Below are 20,800 nucleotides of genomic sequence, written 5' to 3'. Positions count from 1 at the left end.
ACGGAGCCCGTTTTTTATTCTCGGTGGACGGACAAGTCAATTCCTTAACTGACTGGCATTAGGGCAAGCCCGGCTCCTACATGTCAGCGTCCTCAGGACGAAACTGAGTACGTCCTTACTTCTTGACCGAGCAGTCGCTAGCCTTGAAGACCTGGCTGGTCACCGGGCGGTTGGTCTTGTACTCGGTGAATTGATACTTCAGCACAGCACCTTTGGTCATCAACTGGCGATAGCCGTTGTTATGACAAACACTGCTGCCCAACTGGTTGCGGACCGCATCGGGATTGGCGCGCATTTGCTGGGCCTGGCCTTCGCGAACACTCAAATGATTGATCAACTGGTTACCATCAACCGTGTAGCCCTGATCAAGAATGTCCTCATTGATAGCCCGTGGCGTGCCGACGCTGCTTTCCTTCGCAACTTTTTCGAGCATTTTGCTCAATTCGAAATCCTGCTTCGACGCCGCCTGGGCGAAGAACGGGACGGCGAGCAGCAGCGTAAGAGTAGGGACGGTAAGGCGCAGCATTAAATTCTCCTGATTCAGTGACTGGCCCGTTGGACCGGTGACTTGGACGTATGTTCAGCAGGCAGCAGGGCTGGATGCGCATGAATGGTGGGAAGTATAAGGATGACGCGCAGTGAAAGCGATTCATCCATCGACAGTGCGGGCCGGATGGGGCACCGCTCTGATAAACTGCGCGGACTATTCAGCCCGCCGAGTTACTCCAGTGTTCACGCTTTCCATTCATCGACGCATGCCTTCATGAGTCACGCCGTTTCTCGCCTGCGCGACCGCCGACTGGCGCAGAGTACCAAGCCGTTTATTGCTCGTGGGTCGCGCGCGCCCCGCTGCAATCAGTGTCGGGTCATCCCCGAATACTGTCTGTGCGGATGGAAGCCAAGTGTGGCTGCAAAATCGGCGATGTGCCTGTTGATGTATGACACCGAGCCGCTGAAGCCAACGAACACCGGCTGGCTGATTGCCGATGTGATCGACGATACCCATGCATTCGGCTGGTCACGCATCGACGTCGACGAGCAATTACTGGCGTTGCTGGATGATCCCCAATGGCAGCCCTATATCGTTTTCCCCGGAGAGTTTGTCGCCCCGGAGCGAGTGGTCAATCAGGTCGTTCAGGAGGAGGGCAAGCGTCCGCTGTTTATCCTGCTGGATGCAACCTGGACCGAAGCGCGGAAGATGTTTCGCAAAAGCCCTTACCTTGAACGTTTTCCGGTGCTCAGCCTTGAGCCGGAACAGATGTCCCGCTACCGCCTGCGACGCTCCAAACGTGACGATCATTTCTGCACCGCCGAAGTGGCTGCATTGTGTCTTGAGCTGGCGGGTGATACGCAGGCCAGTGGTGTGCTGGATGCCTATCTGGATGTATTTACTGCCCACTACCTGGGTGCGAAGTATCAAAAAGCCATCGATTCAGATGATGTGTCCCATACTCACCTGAAGGCTTTTCTCTGACCGGATGATGTCGCACTGCGAGTTACCCGCAGATGAGCGCACAATAACGGCCGTTGGCTACCGGGTTAATGCTTGACCACCCCGGTTTCGCTGGGCATGCTGGCGCCGCACAAAGCGCCGGATGCTTGTTTTTTGCAGGACTGGCTGGGGCTGCGTGTTGTTGCAACAAACGTTTGCTGGCATCTGCCCATGCCGTGCTGGGTGCTGAATGGATCGGCGCTCACTTAATCAGTACAGGAACACCCCATGACTTACGAAATCCTGATTGCCGATGACCATCCGCTGTTTCGCAGCGCGTTGCATCAGGCGTTAAGCCTTGGCCTTGGCCCGGACGTGAGGCTGGTGGAAGCCGATAGCATTGCTCAGCTGGAAGCCTGCCTGGGTGAAAAATCCGACTGGGATCTGGTGTTGCTGGATTTGAACATGCCGGGCGCTTATGGCTTTTCCGGTCTGGTGCTGCTGCGCGGGCAATATCCGCAAATACCGGTGGTAATGGTTTCGGCGCAGGAAGAAGCTGCGATTGTCGTCAGGTCCCGGGAGTTTGGTGCCAGTGGTTTCATTCCCAAGTCGAGCCCATTGGAGACTATTCAGAAGGCGGTACGCACGGTTCTTGAAGGCGATGTCTGGTGGCCGCCTCAGGTCAATGAAACCGTCAGTGTTTCTGACGAAGCCAAAGCTGCGAGTGCTGGCCTGGCCAGTTTGACGCCTCAGCAGTTCAGGGTTCTGACAATGGTCTGTGAGGGATTGCTGAACAAGCAGATTGCCTATGAGCTGACCGTGTCTGAAGCTACGATCAAGGCCCATGTCACCGCGATATTCCGCAAGCTGGGAGTCCGTACCCGGACCCAGGCTGCGTTGCTTCTGCAACAGCTGGAATCCATTTCCCCGAACGGATAATCCAGAGCGCTACAGGCGTTCACATATTTTTGATCTGTCCTGAATTAGCTTCCATCATCTTTTTTGCACAGCAGCCTATCTATGTCTCCTTTCAAAGGCCAAACGGGCCTGAAACGTATCCTGAATGCCGCCGGTTATTCGTTCGATGGCCTGTCTGCCGCTTTCAAGGGTGAAGCTGCATTCCGGCAACTGGTGCTTCTCAATGTGGTCCTTGTGCCGCTGGCATTAATAGTCGACGTCAGCAAAGGCGAGCGGGCACTGTTGATCGCGGTCTGTCTGCTGGCGTTGATCGTTGAGCTGCTTAATTCGGCGGTCGAAGCAGCCATCGACCGCATCTCGCTGGACTTGCATCCGCTTTCGAAAAATGCCAAGGACATGGGCAGTGCGGCCCAGATGGTCTCGCTGACCATGATCGCCGCAGTCTGGTTGTTGATTCTGTTCGGTTAAGTCACCGGGTACATGCTCGGCAGCACGATTTCGTCACTGCGTTGCACCCCTTCGGTCAATGACCGACACAGGTCGAGAAACTCACGCATGGCAGAGGTTTGATACTTCTGCTTGTGCCAGATGAAGTAAAACTCTCGGGACAGGTCCAGTTCCGGTGTTTCCACCGCCACCAGACTGCCGCGCCGAATTGCATCCCTGAGCGCCAGTCGGGAAATGCAGCCAATACCCAGACCCGATTCCACGGCACGTTTGATGGCTTCGGTGTGTTCAAGCTCCAGACGCACATTCAGTGCATTACGATGATGACGCATCGCCTGATCAAACGTCAGGCGTGTGCCTGAACCTTGCTCGCGCAGAATCCACGCTTCTCCAGTCAACTCTTCCAGGCTGGCGTGCCCGCGTTTGGCCAGCGGATGCTGAGGCGCGCAGAACACCACCAGTTCGTCTTCGACCCAGCGCTGCACCTCAATGTCAGGATGAGTGCAATCACCCTCGATCAGACCTAGGTCAATTTCGTAGTGGGCAACTTGCTGCACGATGTGCGCGGTGTTCTGCACATGCAGTTTGACCTGGCTTTCCGGGTGACGCTGCATAAAGCTGCCGATCAACAGCGTCGCCAGATAGTTGCCAATGGTCAGGGTGGCGCCCACCGCCAGTGAGCCGAAGCCGGACTTGCCATTGAGCAGGTCTTCGATCTCTTTTGCCTGGTCCAGCAGGGCAACCGCCTTGGGGAGCAACTGCCGTCCGGTGGCATTCAGGCTAAGACGTTTGCCGGCACGATCAAACAGCTGGCAACTGGACTGGCGCTCCAGTTCGGTGATGGAGGTACTGGCCGCCGATTGCGATAGCGACAGAAGGATCGCCGCACGGGAAACGCTTTCCTGCTGGGCGACGGCTACAAAAACCTGAAGTTGACGTAAAGTAAATCGCATATCTATATAACCGATTACCCATATCTTAATAATTCATTTAACAGATATTGTGCTTCCCACTAGAATACTGCGCAATAGCGTTCCTCCCCGGCGCAAGCGAATTTCAGGAGTTTTCACGTCAATGAGCAACATGAACCACGAGCGTGTTCTAAGCGTCCACCACTGGAACGACACACTCTTCAGTTTCAAGTGCACCCGCGATCCAGGTCTGCGTTTCGAGAACGGTCAGTTCGTCATGATTGGTCTGCAGCAGCCAAACGGTCGCCCGCTCATGCGCGCCTATTCCATCGCCAGCCCGAACTGGGAAGAGCATCTCGAATTTTTCAGCATCAAAGTGCCTGACGGTCCCCTGACTTCGCAGCTTCAGCACTTGAAGGAAGGCGACGAGATCATCATCAGCAAAAAGCCTACAGGCACGCTGGTACTCGACGACCTCAAGCCGGGCAAGCATCTTTACCTGCTCAGCACCGGTACCGGTCTGGCGCCGTTCATGAGCGTCATTCAGGACCCTGAAACCTACGAGCGCTTCGAGAAAGTCATTCTGTGTCATGGCGTGCGTTACGTGAACGAAGTCGCTTACCGCGAATTCATCACCGAACACCTGCCACAGAACGAGTTCTTCGGCGAAGCACTGCGCGACAAGCTGATCTACTACCCAACTGTTACGCGCGAGCCGTTCGAGAACGAAGGTCGTTTGACTGACCTGATGCGTAGCGGCAAGTTGTTCAGCGACATCGGGCTGCCACCGATCAACCCTCAGGACGACCGCGCCATGCTTTGCGGTAGCCCAAGCATGCTCGATGAAACCAGCGAAGTGCTCAACAGCTTCGGTCTGACGGTTTCTCCGCGTATGCGTGAGCCGGGCGATTATCTGATCGAGCGTGCATTTGTCGAGAAGTAAGCGCTGAAATTACGGGGTGGGATGTGTTCGCACATTCCGCTGATGTGACAAGAAAACCGCCTGGGGGTCACGGACCGGGCGGTTTTTTTGTGGGCCAGATAAATGGCCTGATCAGGCGTTCGCCAGCACGACTTCGAGCACCTTGATGACACCCGGCTCGGGATAGTGCCAGCGTACGTCCAGATCCCAGAACTGCGCACCGTAGCGGCGTTCCGGAGTCGGTGTCTGATAGGCGGGGCGAGGATCCTGCGCCAGGCATTGCTCGATCAACTCGATCAGAGGCTCATCGAGACGCGAGCCGTGCTCGTGAGCCTGCTTCAAGGCTGACGCTTCCCAATCCACTGGAATAAGTTCAGGGGCCGCGCTCGCAATAGCGTTGGTCGCACTCGGCACGTTGTCGGCGTAAGGCACGTAGGGCTTGATGTCCAATACTGGCGTGCCGTCCAGCAGGTCGATGCCCGACAAATACAGACGCCCGGCTTCGACTTTGTCCAGTTTGACCACCGACTGGCCGATGCCATTTGGACGATGGGTAGCGCGGGTCGCGAATACGCCCATCGACTGATTACCGCCCAGTCTCGGGGGGCGTACTTTCAGGCGTGTCTTTTCTTCCAGCGCCAGATGAAAGAGGAACAGCAACCAGACATGACTGACCTGCTCCAGACCTTGCACCGCATCCCCCTGATCGAACGGCGCGACCAGTTCCAGCACGCCGCGGGCCGCTGGCGCCAGTTGTGGCTGGCGCGGAATGGCGAACTTCTCCTTGAAGCAGGAGCGGACGAAGCCGATGGGGGAGACGGTGTAGGAGTCAGTCATAAGATGTGTCTGAATTGAAGTTTGACCGTGGGAGCGAATTTATTCGCGAAAGGGCCGGTACATCCAATACATCTCGATGGTACTGAAGGCCTTATTCGCGAATGAATTCGCTCCCACAGGTTTTCTACGCGGCAGTAGAAAATGGATCAACCGCGAACCCGCAGGGTCAGGCCCTTGAGGAAGTTGCGCAGCAACTGGTCGCCACACGTACGGTAGTTGCTGTGACCGAATTTGCGGAACAGAGCGCTCAGTTCAGGCTTGGATACCGGAAATTCCACTGACTTGAGAATGGCGTGCATGTCTTCTTCTTTAAGCTCGAAGGCAACGCGCAGTTTCTTCAGCACGGTGTTGTTGGTGACGGGCAGTTCGACTGGCTGAGGCGGACGGCTCTCGTCCTTGCCGCGCTTGAAGGTCACCAGACCATCCAGGAAGTGCGCCATGATTTCATCGCTGCAATTCAGATAGCCTTCTTCCTCTTCCTTCTTGGTGAAAGCGATGACATCAGCCTTGGAAATTTCCATTCCGCCAAGCTTTGTGATGTCGACAATCTTGCCGTCGCTGATATCAAGCATGTAGCGCACGCTGCGCAATACGTCGTTGTTCATCATGATGCGTAAATCCTGATAAGGCTGGGGTCACGTTGCATGAGCGGGTCATGCAGCATTGAACTGAATTTAGAACTTCTCTTTGGAAGTCATGTAGCGCCATTGGCCTTCGGGCAGCTTGCCCATGGACACGCCGCCAATGCGGATACGGCGGACTGAAACGATCTTCAGGCCCACGGCCTCGCACATTTGGGCGATAACGCCAGGCTGAGGGTTTTTCATCGCGAAACGCAGGCGGTTCTCGCTCTGCCAGCTGGCTTTGACCTTGGGCAGTTCTGTGCCCTTGTAAGTCATGCCGTGATTGAGACGGTTGAGGCCGTGGGCGACCATCTCGCCGGAGATTTCCACCACGTACTCTTGCTCGATCTTGCTGCGGTCATCGGTGAGTTTGCGCAGGATTTTCCAGTCCTGGCTGAACACCATCAGGCCGCTGGCATTGGCCTGCAGGGTCGAGATGGGTTCAAGACGCAGAAAGTGCCCTTTGAGCGGACGTTTACCAAAGCTGTGTTCTTCCGAGAGGGTGGCAGGGGTAATCAGTGCCAGCGCATCGGCTTCGCTGAGGGCGGCCGGTTTGTGGAAAATGATGGTCACCGGCTCGGGCGCATCGGCCTTGGCTTCGCGATCAAGTACGACGGTTTCGGTATCAACCTTGTACTGCGGTTCATCGATGACTTTACCGTCCACGGTGACCCAGCCGCCTTCGATATACAGCTCAGCCTCCCGGCGGGAGCAGCCGGTGAGTTCGATCAGGCGTTTGGAGAGGCGGATGGGTTCTGACATGAAAAAAAGCCGTTACGTGGGAGAAAGGCCGACATTGTACCCGTGCCCGCCAGGTTAATCGCGGCAACATTGCAAATGGTGTGTAATCGGGTCGCGGCCCTCGCGGCTAAAGCAGCTCCCATCAAACAAAATGCTGGAATGCATTCTTGTAGGAGCTGCCGGAGGCTGCGATTGCATCCCCCCAGATACACCCCAATCGCAGCCTTCGGCAGCTCCTACAAGAGGGGGGGGCTGGTATCAAAGCCGCTGCTCCAGCCTCATCCGCAACATCGGATAAGGATGCCCAAGCCCGTCCACTTCCGAACGGTTGATTACTTCGAAGCCCTGCTTGAGGTAAAAGCCCAATGCTTGTGGGTTCTGTTCGTTGACGTCCAGCTCGCGGATCCTGAAGTGTTTGATGCTGTAATCCAGTAGCTGTTTGCCTAGCCCTTGGCCGCGATGGTCGGCCTCAATGAACAGCATCTCCAGCTTGCCGATGCTGACGCCAGCAAAGCCCGTGATGTTCAGGTGCGAATCCCGGGTGCAGAACAGCGTCACGGTATCCAGATAGCGGGTCAGCAACAGCTCTCTAAGCTGCACTATGTAAGCTTCTGGCAAAAAGTCATGGCTCGCGCGGACGGCGCTTTCCCAGACCTGAATCAGTTGCGGATAGTCATTTTTATCCGCGCTGGAAATCGCCGGATGTTGCATGGGGTTTGGCTCCATTGAAGATCGCATTGTGTTTCTGACACGTCGCTATCGCTCATCAAAAAAACTACAAGTATCTGATATGGAATGCTTTTCTGTAGGAACTCACGAGCACCGCGAGGCAGGGATGGCGGTCTGTCTGATACACCGCTATCGCGGCCTCGCGGTGCTCGTGCGCTCAGGTTCAATATTTGGTTTGAGACAGCGCAGTGTCAGGGCACGTGGCGATCTTCTACAAAAAATGCATTTCACTTAAAAGATTACATTCTGTTCGATAGAAGGCAGTGCACACGGACTAGCTTAGCCCCTTCGAAGGCAAAAAAAGCCCCGCCGTTTGAAGGGCAGGGCTGTTTTGTTGCATCAGCTCAACGGAGGGTCAGAGCGTCTCGGCCCAAAGGTCGTATTCGTCTGCGTCGGTGACGCGGCACATCACTTTGTCGCCTGGCTTGAGGGTGCTGTTCTCATCCAGAGCGATGAACACGTTGCCGTCAATTTCCGGTGCGTCGAAGAAGCAGCGGCCTACGGCGCCTTGCTCGTCAACCTCGTCAATCAGCACTTCGATTTCCCGGCCGATTTTCATTTGCAGGCGAGCTGCGCTGATGGCCTGTTGGTGCGCCATGAAGCGGTCCCAGCGATCCTGTTTGACGTCGTCCGGCACAATGGCCGCGTCCAGCAGGTTGGCCGGCGCGCCCTCAACCGGCGAGTACTGGAAGCAACCTACGCGATCCAGTTGCGCTTCGGTCAGCCAGTCCAGCAGGTATTGGAAGTCTTCTTCGGTTTCGCCTGGGAAGCCAACGATGAAGGTGGAGCGGATGATCAGGTCCGGGCACTGTTCGCGCCAGTTCTTGATGCGGGCCAGGGTCTTGTCTTCGAAAGCCGGGCGCTTCATCAGCTTAAGGACTTTCGGGCTGGCGTGCTGGAAGGGGATATCCAGATACGGCAGGATTTTCCCGGCTGCCATCAGTGGAATCAGCTCGTCAACGTGCGGATACGGATAAACGTAGTGCAGACGGACCCAGACGCCCATGGTGCTGAGGGCCTGGCACAGCTCGGTCATGCGTGTCTTGACCGGAGCGCCATTCCAGAAGCCGGTGCGGTACTTGATGTCGACACCGTAGGCACTGGTGTCCTGAGAGATCACCAGCAGTTCTTTCACGCCGGATTTGACCAGACGCTGTGCTTCGTCGAGCACATCGCCCACCGGGCGGCTGACCAGCTTGCCGCGCATCGACGGAATAATGCAGAAGCTGCAACTGTGATTGCAGCCTTCGGAAATTTTCAGGTATGCGTAGTGGCGCGGGGTCAGCTTGACGCCTTGTGGCGGTACCAGATCGATCAGCGGGTTGTGATCAAGCTTTGGCGGCGCGGCATCGTGCACAGCGTTGACCACTTGCTCATACTGCTGCGGGCCAGTAACGGACAGCACGCTTGGGTGCACGTCACGGATCACGCTTTCATCAACACCCATGCAACCGGTGACGATGACTTTGCCGTTTTCTTTGATGGCGTCGCCAATCACTTCCAGCGATTCAGCCTTGGCCGCGTCGATGAAGCCGCAGGTGTTGACCACAACAACATCGGCGTCCTGATAAGTCGGCACGACTTCGTAGCCTTCCATGCGCAGTTGGGTGAGGATGCGTTCGGAGTCAACCAAAGCTTTTGGGCAACCCAGACTGACGAACCCGACCTTGGGAGCGGATGGCGTGGTGACGGTGGACATTGACTAACCTCGGCGGAGATGTGGGCTTCGGCATTTAGCCGAGGCAACAGCTGGGCGCTGGTATCCCGGACAGGATTCGTGCGCCTCTGATCAAAAAGTGCGCAATTCTAGCGATCAGCCCGGCGATTGACCAGTGTTATGCAGAGAATTACGACGAGTGCTGCGCTATGCTTCGCGTCGTTACGAAATATGTCTGGTTTTTGCGTAGCCACCAGCACGCAATCTGTATGGGTGAGTCTGAGCACTGTCGTGTGCTTTTGCGGTTCAAACCCAGGTTTCAGGAGTGGTAAATGAGTCAAGCAAACAGTCAGGCTGGAACCGGACATCCAGTGTCAAAACCCTTCGCGCTGTTGATCGCCGCGGTTGGTGTGGTTTACGGCGATATCGGCACCAGCCCGCTGTACACCTTGAAAGAGGTGTTTCAGGGCGGTTATGGCGTAGACGTCACCCATGACGCCGTACTCGGCATTCTGTCGCTGATCTTCTGGTCACTGATCTGGGTCGTTTCCTTCAAATACATGGCGTTCATCCTGCGAGCCGATAACCAGGGCGAGGGCGGCATCATGGCGCTTACCGCCCTGGCGCGTCGGGCCACCACCCAGTATCCGAAACTGCAAATGACCATGGTCGTTTTCGGTCTGTTCGGTGCCGCGCTGTTTTACGGGGACAGCATGATTACCCCGGCGATCTCGGTGCTGTCGGCCATGGAAGGGTTGGAGCTGGCCTTTGATGGTATCGATCACTGGGTAGTGCCGATGGCGCTGGTGGTGCTGGTTGCGCTGTTTTTGATTCAGCGTCATGGCACTGCGCGTATCGGCGTTTTGTTCGGGCCAGTGATGGTCACCTGGTTTGTCGTGCTTGGGCTGTTGGGGATCAATGGCATTGCGCATCAGCCGGAAGTGCTGCACGCCATGAACCCGGTGTGGGCCGTGCGCTTCTTTATCGTTCATCCAGGCATCGGCGTCGCAATCCTCGGTGCAGTGGTGTTGGCGCTGACCGGTGCCGAAGCGCTGTACGCCGACATGGGCCATTTTGGTCGCAAGCCGATTGCTCGTGCCTGGTTTGCGCTGGTGCTTCCCGCGCTGGTGCTCAACTATTTCGGTCAGGGCGCGCTGGTTCTGGAAAATCCCGAAGCGGCACGTAACCCTTTCTATCTGTTGGCACCCGGTTGGGCTTTGCTGCCGCTGATCGGGCTGTCGACGCTGGCGACGGTAATCGCCTCACAAGCGGTGATTTCCGGCGCGTTCTCCATGACCTTGCAGGCGATTCAGCTCGGTTATATCCCGCGTATGCACATTCAGCACACGTCCAGTGACGCCCAGGGCCAGATCTACATCGGCGCGGTGAACTGGTCGTTGATGGTCGGTGTGATTCTGCTGGTTCTGGGATTCGAGTCTTCTGGCGCGCTGGCCTCGGCCTATGGCGTTGCAGTGACCGGGACCATGCTCTGCACCACTATTCTTGTGTCGTCAGTCATGCTGCTGCAGTGGAAGTGGCCTGCCATTTTGGCGGTACCGCTGTTGTTGGCGCTGCTGTTGGTGGACGGTCTGTTCTTCGCTGCCAACGTGCCGAAAGTCATTCAGGGTGGCGCGTTCCCGGTCATTGCCGGGGTGGTGTTGTTTATCCTGATGACCACCTGGAAGCGCGGTAAGCAACTGCTGGTGGAGCGTATCGACGAGGGCGGGCTGCCGCTGCCGATTTTCATCAGCAGTATCCGTGTTCAGCCGCCGCACCGGGTTCAGGGCACAGCGGTGTTCCTGACTGCTCGCAGTGATGCCGTTCCGCATGCGCTGTTGCACAACATGCTGCACAACCAGGTGCTGCACGAGCAGGTGGTGTTGCTGACGGTGGTCTATGAGGACACGCCTCGTGTGCCAGCGCATCAGCGTTTTGAAGTCGAGGCTTATGGCGAAGGGTTCTATCGAGTGATCCTGCACTTCGGCTTCATTGATGAACCGGATGTGCCCGCTGCACTGGCCCTGTGTCACTTGGAAGAGCTGGATTTCAGCCCAATGCGCACGACTTATTTCCTGAGTCGCGAAACGGTGATCCCTTCGAAGATTGTAGGAATGGCCCGATGGCGTGAGGCGCTGTTTGCCTTCATGTTAAAGAACGCCAACGGCAATCTGCGCTTCTTCAAGTTGCCGTTCAACCGGGTTATCGAGCTGGGGACGCAGGTTGAAATGTAGGGCGCGGTAAGCAAAGGGCAAGATTGCGTTGCAGTTGTAGGAGCGCGCTTGCCCGCGATGACGTTGTAGCTATCAAGACAGGCATTAGCCAAAACAAAAAAAATCCCCGCAGCCTCACAGCTGACGGGGATTTTTTTGTGTTGCCTTAAAGCGACTTACTGCGCTGTGGTCTTGCCCTGACGCTTGTTGATGAAAGCAATCAAGCGCTTGGCCAGAGCCGGATAGTTTTCGTCGAAGTGGTGGCCCCCAGGCAGTTGCAGTTTCTCGCCAACAGCCGTGGTATCAGTACAGCCGCTCTCCTTGATCTCTTCCACGCCATACACGCAGAGCACTTTGTCGCCCGGCAATTTCGCCATTTCCGGACCCGTCTGCAGATCCTTGCCTGCTGCACCCAGCCAGCCATCGACGCGAATCTCGAAACTGCCAGTGCGTGCGAAAGCCAGCAGAATCATGCCGTCGACTCGGTCCTGATCTTCTTGCGCCAAGCGGTTATAAACCGCTGGCAGTACATCTGCGCCGAACGAGTAACCCGCCAGAATAAAACGCTTGGCACCCCATTTCTGACGGTAGTGCTGCATCAGCTCGGTCAGGTCAGCTGCGGTCTGCTCAGGGGACTTGTGTTCCCAGTAATAACGCAGCACGTCGATGCCGACCACTGGATAGCCCATGCCGGCCATGTCCCCGGCAACAACTTTGTCCAGATCACGCCAGCCACCATCGCCGGACAGGAACAGCGTCACGGTGTCCGAGGGTTGAGCTGCGGGCACTTCCACTACAGGGATACCCAGACCGCCGCCTTTGTCGTCTTCGCCGACCAGCTTGCGGCGCAGCTCGCTGTTGAGGACTTGTGGCAGCTTGATGTCGTAATCGCTGATGCTGGTATCGGCGTTGGCCTGATCACGGACGAATGCTGCAGGTTCATCGTCCGGAGCATCGTTCCACGCCACCATCCAGTGACCGTGTGGCGCGGTTTTGGGCAGCGGCACGTCACAGATCACCGGTGGGGTCTCGTCGGGCTCAAGCGCCTTGACCGGCTGAGAAGGTACTTCCAGATAGAAGCCTACTGAAATGGCCTCCGCCTTGTCGTTGTTCTGCCCGGCGAGCCAGCGCCACGCGAGGGTTGCTCCTGGGCCGATACCGGCCACAACGGTCGGCGCTTCATCGAGTTTGCCAAGCGCCTCGTTGAAGGTCTTCTGCTGCAATGTGCAGTCTGCTTTGGGCAGTACGACCTGAATGATTCGGGCAGAGGCATCCTGGCTCAGCGCCTGCAGTTGTTTGTCCGACAGCAAGTCGTCTGCGGTGACTGCCAGTGCGACACGAACCTTGGCTCGGGTGCCCGGTGTGACAGTGGTCAGGGCCGAGCCGTCGGTCAATGTTGAACGGTCCAGTGTTGCCGGTGGGGCGGGGCGGCTCCACAGCCATACCCCGAGAATCAGAACCACAACAAACAGCAGTGCTGCGAGCAAAATGCGCCGGTAGCGTTGAATCATCAGCGTTTCACCAATCCAGTCAGGCCGCCCGCAATCAGGGCAGCGGTGTCAGCCAGTGCCACCAGCGGATCGAGTCCGGCGGGCACGGCCATATAGCGAGGTTCCCAGTCAGGCTGGAATTTGTCTTTGAAGCGACGCAGACCCTGGAAGTTGTAGAGCTGCTCGCCGCGACGGAACACCATCGAACCCAGGCGCTGGGTCAGAGGCGCGCCACGGCGCGGTTGCAAGCCCGACAGCGGCACCATGCCCAGGCTGAAGCGTTCGTAGCCGTGTTCTTTGTAATACAGAATCAGCCCGACCATCATGAACTCCATGGTCAGCTTCGGTGCATCAGGGTGAGCGCGCATCAGGTCCAGGCTGGCAAGGTCTCGACGCGACGTCTCCAGCAGGTTGGCGAATGCCACCGGCTTGCCCTCGAAGTGGATGATCGCGATACGGAAATGCTTGAGGTATTCAGGGCTGAAACGACCCAGCGAGAAGCCTTTTTCACGGACATTCTTGCCGGTAAGCCAGGCGTCGGAGATGATTTTCAGCTCCTCCAGCGGTGCCTGACCGGCTTCATAGATCTCCAGTGACAAACCGTCACGCCCACCACGATTCCAGGTGTAGCGCAGGTCTTTCATTTCCTTGCCCTTGGCTTCGATATCAAAGCGCAGCAAGTTGACGCGTGCTTCTTCACCCAGCTTGATCGCCGTCAGACCGATGTCCATATAGAACGGCAGATTTTCTGCGCGCACTTGATAGAACACTGGCCGGGCGTGGTGAACGTCACACAGGTCACGGAATTGCCAGATCAGCTCGGCGCGCTGTTGGGTTGGGCCGATCGGATCATAGAGGGCCACCAGGCTGCGGCCCCGATGGGCGTACATCAGAAATGCATTGCCTTGAGGGTGCAGCAGGACAGCCTTGTCGCCGGTCAGCACCAGCCCGCCGTCAGGCTGCGACGATGCATTGACGATCTCGGCGGCTTTGGCCAGCTCCGATGCGTCTGGCAGCTTGATGACCGGGCGCGCAGTGCGCAGTAGCCAGGTCAGGGAAATAATGATCAGCAAGACGGCGCTGCCCAATGCGGAACGCAACCCGCGAGGAGCATCCGCGTCCAGAGTGAACTGCCACCACAACTGGTGGCTGTAGGGCACGTCCTGATAGGCGAACAGCAGCAGCCAGAATGAAGCGCCCAACACGCACAGGGTCGCTACCAGATACAGCGGCGAGAAGGGCAGCTCCAGCAGACGGCTCGGGCGGTAGAAAGAACGGCGGAAGATAGCCAGCAACGCTGCGGTCAGGATCAGCAGTGTGGCTTCTTCATAATCGAAGCCTTTGAGCATCGACAGTGCTGCACCTGCCAGTAGCAGGATGACCGTCAGCATCCATGCGGCCGAGAGGCGACGGCGCAGCCCTTGAGCCAGCAGCAGGCACAGGACGCCAATCAGGCTGGCGCCAAAGTGCGAAAGGTTGATCAGCCGATGCGGGATAAGGAATCCCAGGTCTTCCAGACGTGTATCGATTTCAGGGGTTGCGCCAGAGAACAGCAACACGACGCCGGAAAGGAATACCAGCAGCGCCAGAATCGGTGCCGCCAGACCCGAAGCGACGCGCATCGCTTGTTTGGTTGGCAGCAACCGCTGACCTTCAGTAAACAGCAGCACCAGACACGCCAGTAACAGTGGCAGGACGACGTAAATCATCCGATACAGCAGCAACGCTGCAGCCAGCGGCGCAGCGCCAAGCTCGTTGGCGAATGCGGCGAGCAGGATGGCCTCGAAAACTCCCACGCCACCGGGTACATGGCTAAGCACGCCAGCCGCGAGGGCCAGCAGATAAACCAGCACAAATGCACCGAAAGGTGGGGATTGTGGCAGCAGGAGATAGAGAACAGTCGCAGCAGCCGCAACGTCCAGTGCCGTAATCACCAGTTGCATCAACGTCAGGCGTACGCCGGGAAGGCGCAGAGTGCGGCGTCCGGCACGCACCAGCAGGGTATGCGGGATGGTCTGCTCGGGCAGTCGGCGGCGATAGATTGCGATGGCCAGCACAGCGGTCAGCACGAGTACGCCAATAGCGATGCCCGCCAGCACGTCTACCGGGGTATGCAGGGCCAACGATGCTCCGGACAGATTGCTCAGGGTTGCCAGTGCCGCTAGCGGTGGCAGGGCGCAGCCTAGAGACAGGCTGGCAAACAGCGTCATACGGGCTACTTCGACGGCGCCGATACCTTTGCGGGAGTACAGTCGATAGCGCACCGAACCGCCCGACAGCATCGACAGGCCTACGGCGTTACCAATGGCGAAGGCTGTGAAACCGCCCATGGCGAGGGTTTTGTTGGGAAGATCAACCCCGGCGTAACGACTGGCAGACCATTCATAGCCCAGCAGAATAATGAAGCCGATCACCGTGGCCAGCAGGGCACCTGCCAGAGACGCGGCAGGCACACTCAGCAATGAATCCTGCAATGCATAGAGATCAAGCTCGCTCAACATGTGTCGGCAAGCAATCAAGGCCACGGCAAATAGCAGCAACGTAACGCCCAGGCCTATGGGCTGGCGATATTTACTCAACAACTCCAGCCATTGGAGGCGGGCAGGTTGGATGGGTTGATTCGCCGTAACTGCTTCGTTCGGTTCTGACGGGTTGGCGCGCATCAATCACTCCTTGGATCGTGCGCGACAGAATGGAGGTATACAGCCAAGTTACCAATCCCTACGCAAAAAATATTTCGAGATGTTAGCGCGTCATCGTCTAACGAGCGAATGGAGCCTGTTCGTTCATGGAGCTGTTCAGCAACAGTTCAGCTATTAAACAGCTATCGGCAGAGGGCTGCAAAACTGTCGGGTTTTGTAATGTTACGTTACAACGAGAGGGTGTGCTGCGGGGAGGGGAAGGGAAAATTGCTTTCCAGCCAACGGGTTGGCCTGTTTTTTAGGTGTGCACAAAAAAGGCCACTCTTTCGAGTAGCCTTTTTTGATGTTTGGTTGCGGGAGCCGGATTTGAACCGACGACCTTCGGGTTATGAGCCCGACGAGCTACCAGACTGCTCCATCCCGCGTCTGTGTGGCGGCATTCTACAGCCGAACGACGAGGTGTCAACCTTTAATGTGGAAAGTCGGCAAATAAGCTTGAATTGAGTGGTTGGAGATTTAAGTGCCGGACGGGTAAAGATTTTTGCTCGTCACGTTCCATGAGGTTACAGCCTTTCGGATTGACCTTTTTCTGTAGGCGCTCACGGCACCGCGAGGCAGTGATGGCGGTTTTTCAGACAAATGCTCGTAAGCTCATGCAGTTGTTTTCGGACCGTCCTCAAACGACACGCACAAAAAAGGCCACTCTTTCGAGTAGCCTTTTTTGATGTTTGGTTGCGGGAGCCGGATTTGAACCGACGACCTTCGGGTTATGAGCCCGACGAGCTACCAGACTGCTCCATCCCGCGTCTGTGTGGCGGCATTCTACAGAGGAACGCCGGGCTGTCAATGGCTAATTTTCGGAAATTGCTTTTCCTTCAATCGGTTAGCGCTGTTCACTGACCGTCCGGACAAGCTGTAGGCCCCGCTGTACGGGCCTGTCATGCAATGTCGGGGGGATCGAATAGCGAAGCAAATACATCAAATTTTCTCGGGTGTGCGCATCATGAGATGTCACATGTCGATACGAGTGAGATACTGACCCGCCACGCCTCCCGCATAATGCCTACATGACGCAGCGAAAAATCATCCATGTTGACTGTGATTGCTTTTATGCAGCCATCGAAATGCGTGATGACCCTCGACTGGCGGACAAGCCGCTTGCAGTGGGTGGTTCTGCGGACAGACGAGGAGTCATTGCGACCTGCAATTACGAAGCCCGCGCTTATGGTGTGCGCTCGGCCATGTCGTCGCGGCACGCGTTGAAGCTTTGCCCTGACCTCACCATCGTCAAGCCGAGAATGGATGCCTATAAAGAAGCATCCAAAGAAATCCAGACCATCTTCCGTGACTACACCGACCTCATTGAGCCTTTGTCGCTGGATGAGGCGTACCTCGATGTGTCCGACGCCAGTCATTTTTCCGGCAGTGCGACGCGTATTGCGCAGGACATTAGGCGCCGTGTCTCTAAACAGCTGCATATCACGGTGTCGGCCGGTGTTGCGCCTAACAAGTTTCTGGCCAAGATTGCCAGCGACTGGAAGAAGCCCAACGGCTTGTTTGTGATTACCCCGGATCAGGTCGAAGATTTTGTTGCGCAATTACCCGTCAACAAGCTGCACGGTGTCGGCAAGGTGACTGCCGACAAGTTGGGAAAGCTGGGGATTGTCAGTTGTACTGATCTGCGCGACTGGAAAAAGCTGGCGCTGGTGCGAGAGTTTGGTTCGTTCGGCGAGCGTTTGTGGGGGCTGGCTCGCGGTATAGATGAGCGTCCCGTCCAGAATGACAGCAGGCGTCAGTCCGTGAGCGTGGAAAATACCTACGACACTGATCTTCCGGATCTGGTCAGTTGCCTGAAAAAGCTCCCTGAGCTGCTCGAAACCTTGAACGGGCGAATAGAGCGGATGGAGGGGCAATACCGGCCTGGCAAACCGTTCGTGAAGGTGAAGTTTCACGATTTCACCCAGACGACACTTGAGCAGGCAGGGATTGGTCGGGATCTGGACAGCTTCGAGCATCTGCTCACGCAGGCATTTGCCCGGGGCGGCAAGCCGGTCCGTTTGCTGGGGATTGGTGTGCGTTTGCATGATTTGCGAAAAGCACATGAGCAGTTGGAGCTGTTTGCGCGCTGATCGGACTTTTGAAAGCTTCCTGGCACCGCGCTCTTTTTCGAAACAAACTTCTGACTCGTAGGAGCTGCCGAAGGCTGCGAAGGCTGCGAAGGCGGTGTGTCAGGATAAATGCTTCGCAGCCTTCGGCAGCTCCTACAGAAAAACACAGCGTTTCAGGTCACTTTTCCGCGCCGGGATCTGCTACCAGTCTGCCCGCATCCTTGGCCAGCGATTTCAGGAATTCGCGCTGCAGCTGCGGATCGTCCCGGGTCATTTCAATCAGACTTTGTTCGAGGTCACTGGCTTCCTCTTCAAGTCCTAGATCAGAAAGGCGCTTGACCCGGTAAACCCACTGGCTGACCTCGTCATCTTCCAGGTCGTCATAAATCAGCCCATGAGCTTCGATCAATTTTCCGCGCAAGCTACTGCTGACCACCAGGTCTGCATTAGCGTGGGTGTTGTCCTGATCATCCTCGACGCTCAGATACAGGCGGGTGACATGACTCAAATCCTGTTCAGCAAACGGGCTATCCAGCAGGCTCAGGCGCAAGACGCCATTGCGATCGGTCATCAGTTCGTGAATTTGGGATCCGGCCTTGACCGTTACCGGGCGTTCATTCCACGGCAGTGTCGTGTTTTCGATTCTCTTGTCCTGCTGTACTTCGTTGATACCCGCCAGATTTTGCTGAGCGCGCCCGTGAGAGGGGGCGTTCATGAAAGGGTTGAGCCCGGCGACACCGTAGTTGATCCAGTCTTTGGTCACGCTATCCGGTAGGCGGCCCAAGGCGAAGACATTGACCACGTTGGCACCGACGCCCGCGACAACGGCCACTGCGCCCAAGGGAATCTCGTAGATTTCCCGCCAGGGCTGATAGGGCGTGTAACGGTCGTAATGACGAGTCACTTCAAATTCGGTGACCTCAAAGGTCCGCTGCTCGTGAATACGCACACGCCGTTGCGGCAGCTCAAGGGTTTTGGGCTCGCCGAGGTCGATCTGGACGCTGTGCGAGAGCAGTTTGCGCTCGATGCGTTCTTCGTGCTCGCTGCGTTGCGACAGCTGATTGGCGCAGCCGCTGACCAAGGTAGCGCAAAACAGCACGCAGCCCAGGCTGAAAGGGGATCGCTTGAACATGAGATCTCTTGCGAATTAAGGCGCGTCGTTGCTAAAACGATAGCGCCCATCTTTCGATGGGCGCTATCAGGACTCAGCGACTTACGCGGCCCTGGATGAAGGACAGTACCTCGGCAACCGGCAGGGCCTGGGCTTCGGACTCGGTCCGGCTCTTGTATTCCAGGTTACCTTCGGCAAGGCCGCGATCACTGACGACGATACGATGCGGTATACCAATCAGCTCCATGTCGGCAAACTTGTTGCCAGGACTGGTTTTCTTGTCGCGATCATCGAGCAGTACTTCGAAACCTGCGGCGGTCAGTTCGGCGTACAGCTTGTCGGTCGCTTCGCGGACTGCGTCAGTTTCGTAGCGCAGCGGAACCAGAGCGATCTGGAAGGGCGCCAGGGTGTCATTCCAGATAATGCCGTTATCGTCGCTGTTCTGCTCAATGGCAGCAGCAACCACGCGGGACACACCAATGCCGTAGCAGCCCATGGACAGGTTCACCGGCTTGCCGTTCTCGCCCAGTACCTGACATTTCATGGCTTCGCTGTACTTGGTGCCCAACTGGAAGATGTGGCCGACCTCGATGCCGCGTTTGATTTCGAGGGTGCCTTTGCCATCCGGGCTAGGGTCGCCAGCAACAACGTTACGCAGATCGGCGACGGCCGGAACCGGCAGGTCGCGTTCCCAGTTGACGCCGAAGTAGTGCTTGTCGTCGATGTTTGCACCAATGGCGAAGTCGCTCATCAGTTCAACCGAACGGTCGATGATGCAAGGCAGCGGCAGATTCAGCGGGCCGAGGGATCCAGCACCGGCGCCAATTGCAGCGCGCAGTTCGGCTTCGGAAGCCATGACCAGAGGGCTCGCAACCTGCTCAAGTTTGGCGGCTTTGATTTCGTTCAGTTCGTGGTCGCCACGAATGATCAAGGCAATCAGCTTGCCTTCTTCTGCGGCGTGTACCACCAGGGTCTTGATGGTCTTCTCGATCGGCAGGTTGAAGCCTTCCACCAGTTGCGCAATGGTCTTGGCGTCAGGTGTGTCGATCAGGCGCAGCTCTTCAGTTGCAGCGCCACGGCTGGTTTCGCGTGGTACGGCTTCGGCTTTTTCAATGTTCGCAGCGTAATCGGAGCCATTGCTGAACACGATATCGTCTTCGCCAGATTCGGCCAGTACGTGGAACTCGTGCGAGCCTGCACCACCTATTGAGCCGTTATCGGCTTCAACCGGGCGGAATTTCAGGCCCAGACGCGAGAACACGTTGCAGTAAGCCAGATGCATGCGATCGTAGGTGATCTGCAATGAAGCGTGATCAGCATGGAACGAGTAGGCGTCTTTCATGACGAACTCGCGGCCACGCATCAGACCGAAGCGCGGGCGAATTTCGTCGCGGAATTTGGTCTGGATCTGGTACAGATTGATCGGCAGCTGTTTATAGCTGTTGAGCTCGTTACGGGCCAGATCGGTGATGACTTCTTCGTGAGTCGGGCCCAGACAGAATTCACGGTTGTGCCGGTCAGTCAGGCGCATCAGTTCAGGACCGTACTGTTCCCAGCGGCCGGATTCTTGCCACAACTCGGCGGGCTGGATACCAGGCATCAGTACTTCCAGTGCGCCAGCAGCGTTCATTTCTTCACGAACGATGGCTTCGACCTTGCGTAATACGCGCAAGCCCATGGGCAGCCACGTGTACAGACCGGAAGCAAGTTTGCGAATCATGCCCGCACGCAGCATGAGCTGGTGGCTGATCACGACCGCATCGGAAGGGGTTTCTTTCTGTGTGGCGAGCAAAAATTGACTGGTGCGCATGGTTGGCCGTTGTCGGTTGCTGAGACTGGAAATGACTGGGCATTGTACGGACAGTGTCTAGTCTCGTACAGGCCGCGACCGCCTCAGGATTGCAGCGAAATCAGATTCGTCCATGTATGAAAAAGCCCGGCCTAAGCCGTAATGCTGTTCACTTAAGCGGAGCAGCCTTACGGTCCACTGGGTACCGGGTTTTAGAAATCTTCACCGTCCTT

Annotated in this window: 17 protein-coding genes and 2 tRNA genes; 6 read left to right on the top strand and 13 right to left on the bottom strand. The window is 56.8% G+C overall.

The window, feature by feature from the left end; translation table 11 throughout:
• Positions 1-115: 115 nt before the first annotated feature.
• Positions 116-526 carry a quorum-sensing-regulated virulence factor family protein gene (locus RX972_RS27535; RefSeq protein ID WP_316880341.1) on the bottom strand — a complete coding sequence of 137 codons (411 nt, stop codon included), beginning with the start codon at positions 524-526 and terminating at the stop codon, positions 116-118.
• 237 nt (positions 527-763) lie between these two features.
• On the opposite strand from RX972_RS27535, the gene RX972_RS27530 reads away from it, so the two are divergent.
• The 3 genes from RX972_RS27530 (at position 764) to RX972_RS27520 (ending at position 2,818) form a co-directional block, all read left to right on the top strand.
• Positions 764-1,474 (top strand): tRNA-uridine aminocarboxypropyltransferase, encoded by a 711-nt coding sequence (locus RX972_RS27530; RefSeq protein ID WP_231665648.1) that lies wholly within the window; start codon positions 764-766, stop codon positions 1,472-1,474.
• A gap of 246 nt (positions 1,475-1,720) precedes the next feature.
• Complete coding sequence (erdR, locus tag RX972_RS27525) at positions 1,721-2,371, top strand: response regulator transcription factor ErdR (RefSeq protein ID WP_027901808.1); 651 nt, start codon at positions 1,721-1,723, stop codon at positions 2,369-2,371.
• A gap of 81 nt (positions 2,372-2,452) precedes the next feature.
• Positions 2,453-2,818 (top strand): diacylglycerol kinase, encoded by a 366-nt coding sequence (locus tag RX972_RS27520; protein ID WP_099270068.1) that lies wholly within the window; start codon positions 2,453-2,455, stop codon positions 2,816-2,818.
• On the opposite strand, the gene RX972_RS27515 is transcribed toward RX972_RS27520, so the two are convergent.
• The gene (locus RX972_RS27515; protein WP_099270069.1) at positions 2,815-3,750 is read right to left on the bottom strand and encodes a LysR family transcriptional regulator; all 936 of its coding nucleotides are present in this window, start codon (positions 3,748-3,750) and stop codon (positions 2,815-2,817) included. The genes RX972_RS27520 and RX972_RS27515 overlap by 4 nt on opposite strands.
• 121 nt (positions 3,751-3,871) lie before the next feature.
• Here RX972_RS27515 and fpr point away from each other — a divergent pair, with 121 nt between their 5' ends.
• On the top strand, positions 3,872-4,651 hold the full coding sequence (fpr, locus tag RX972_RS27510) for a ferredoxin-NADP reductase (RefSeq protein WP_002554680.1): 780 nt from the start codon (positions 3,872-3,874) through the stop codon (positions 4,649-4,651).
• 111 nt (positions 4,652-4,762) lie between these two features.
• Here fpr and tsaA read toward each other — a convergent pair whose 3' ends face one another.
• From tsaA to rimO, 5 genes are all read right to left on the bottom strand, one after another.
• Positions 4,763-5,467, bottom strand: a complete 705-nt coding sequence (gene tsaA, locus RX972_RS27505; protein WP_316880264.1) for a tRNA (N6-threonylcarbamoyladenosine(37)-N6)-methyltransferase TrmO — start codon at positions 5,465-5,467, stop codon at positions 4,763-4,765.
• A 146-nt stretch (positions 5,468-5,613) separates the two neighbouring features.
• The gene (locus RX972_RS27500) at positions 5,614-6,075 is read right to left on the bottom strand and encodes a DUF1456 family protein (protein WP_316880262.1); all 462 of its coding nucleotides are present in this window, start codon (positions 6,073-6,075) and stop codon (positions 5,614-5,616) included.
• A gap of 66 nt (positions 6,076-6,141) precedes the next feature.
• Entirely contained in the window at positions 6,142-6,852 is a 711-nt protein-coding gene (locus RX972_RS27495; RefSeq protein WP_027901803.1) for an rRNA pseudouridine synthase, read from the bottom strand.
• A gap of 237 nt (positions 6,853-7,089) precedes the next feature.
• Positions 7,090-7,542: a GNAT family N-acetyltransferase gene (locus RX972_RS27490; RefSeq protein ID WP_255877500.1), complete on the bottom strand. Its 453-nt coding sequence runs from the start codon at positions 7,540-7,542 to the stop codon at positions 7,090-7,092.
• Positions 7,543-7,915: 373 nt separating this feature from the next.
• Positions 7,916-9,259: a 30S ribosomal protein S12 methylthiotransferase RimO gene (gene rimO, locus RX972_RS27485; protein WP_099269061.1), complete on the bottom strand. Its 1,344-nt coding sequence runs from the start codon at positions 9,257-9,259 to the stop codon at positions 7,916-7,918.
• A 290-nt stretch (positions 9,260-9,549) separates the two neighbouring features.
• On the opposite strand from rimO, the gene RX972_RS27480 reads away from it, so the two are divergent.
• Positions 9,550-11,448 (top strand): potassium transporter Kup, encoded by a 1,899-nt coding sequence (locus RX972_RS27480; protein WP_316880259.1) that lies wholly within the window; start codon positions 9,550-9,552, stop codon positions 11,446-11,448.
• 155 nt (positions 11,449-11,603) lie between these two features.
• Here RX972_RS27480 and RX972_RS27475 read toward each other — a convergent pair whose 3' ends face one another.
• The 4 genes from RX972_RS27475 to RX972_RS27460 all read right to left on the bottom strand — a co-directional run bounded on the left by RX972_RS27475 (position 11,604) and on the right by RX972_RS27460 (position 16,365).
• Positions 11,604-12,938 (bottom strand): virulence factor family protein, encoded by a 1,335-nt coding sequence (locus RX972_RS27475; protein WP_027898611.1) that lies wholly within the window; start codon positions 12,936-12,938, stop codon positions 11,604-11,606.
• On the bottom strand, positions 12,938-15,580 hold the full coding sequence (gene mprF / locus RX972_RS27470; RefSeq protein WP_122397204.1) for a bifunctional lysylphosphatidylglycerol flippase/synthetase MprF: 2,643 nt from the start codon (positions 15,578-15,580) through the stop codon (positions 12,938-12,940). The genes RX972_RS27475 and mprF overlap by 1 nt, the downstream gene beginning before the upstream one ends.
• Before the next feature lie 327 nt (positions 15,581-15,907).
• Positions 15,908-15,984 (bottom strand) — tRNA-Met (locus RX972_RS27465).
• A 304-nt stretch (positions 15,985-16,288) separates the two neighbouring features.
• A tRNA-Met gene (locus RX972_RS27460) sits at positions 16,289-16,365 on the bottom strand.
• Positions 16,366-16,626: 261 nt separating this feature from the next.
• On the opposite strand from RX972_RS27460, the gene dinB reads away from it, so the two are divergent.
• On the top strand, positions 16,627-17,688 hold the full coding sequence (dinB, locus tag RX972_RS27455) for a DNA polymerase IV (RefSeq protein ID WP_122397205.1): 1,062 nt from the start codon (positions 16,627-16,629) through the stop codon (positions 17,686-17,688).
• A 157-nt stretch (positions 17,689-17,845) separates the two neighbouring features.
• On the opposite strand, the gene RX972_RS27450 is transcribed toward dinB, so the two are convergent.
• Both RX972_RS27450 and RX972_RS27445 read right to left on the bottom strand, forming a co-directional pair.
• Complete coding sequence (locus RX972_RS27450; protein ID WP_255879546.1) at positions 17,846-18,799, bottom strand: hypothetical protein; 954 nt, start codon at positions 18,797-18,799, stop codon at positions 17,846-17,848.
• A 73-nt stretch (positions 18,800-18,872) separates the two neighbouring features.
• Entirely contained in the window at positions 18,873-20,588 is a 1,716-nt protein-coding gene (locus RX972_RS27445) for a proline--tRNA ligase (protein WP_316880253.1), read from the bottom strand.
• Positions 20,589-20,800 lie beyond the last annotated feature (212 nt).

It is taken from the genome of Pseudomonas syringae group sp. J309-1, assembly GCF_032582135.1.
Taxonomy (GTDB): domain Bacteria; phylum Pseudomonadota; class Gammaproteobacteria; order Pseudomonadales; family Pseudomonadaceae; genus Aquipseudomonas; species Aquipseudomonas quasicaspiana.
The sequence above is the reverse complement of the archived record's forward strand: the minus strand, read 5'-3'. Positions and strand labels throughout refer to the sequence as shown.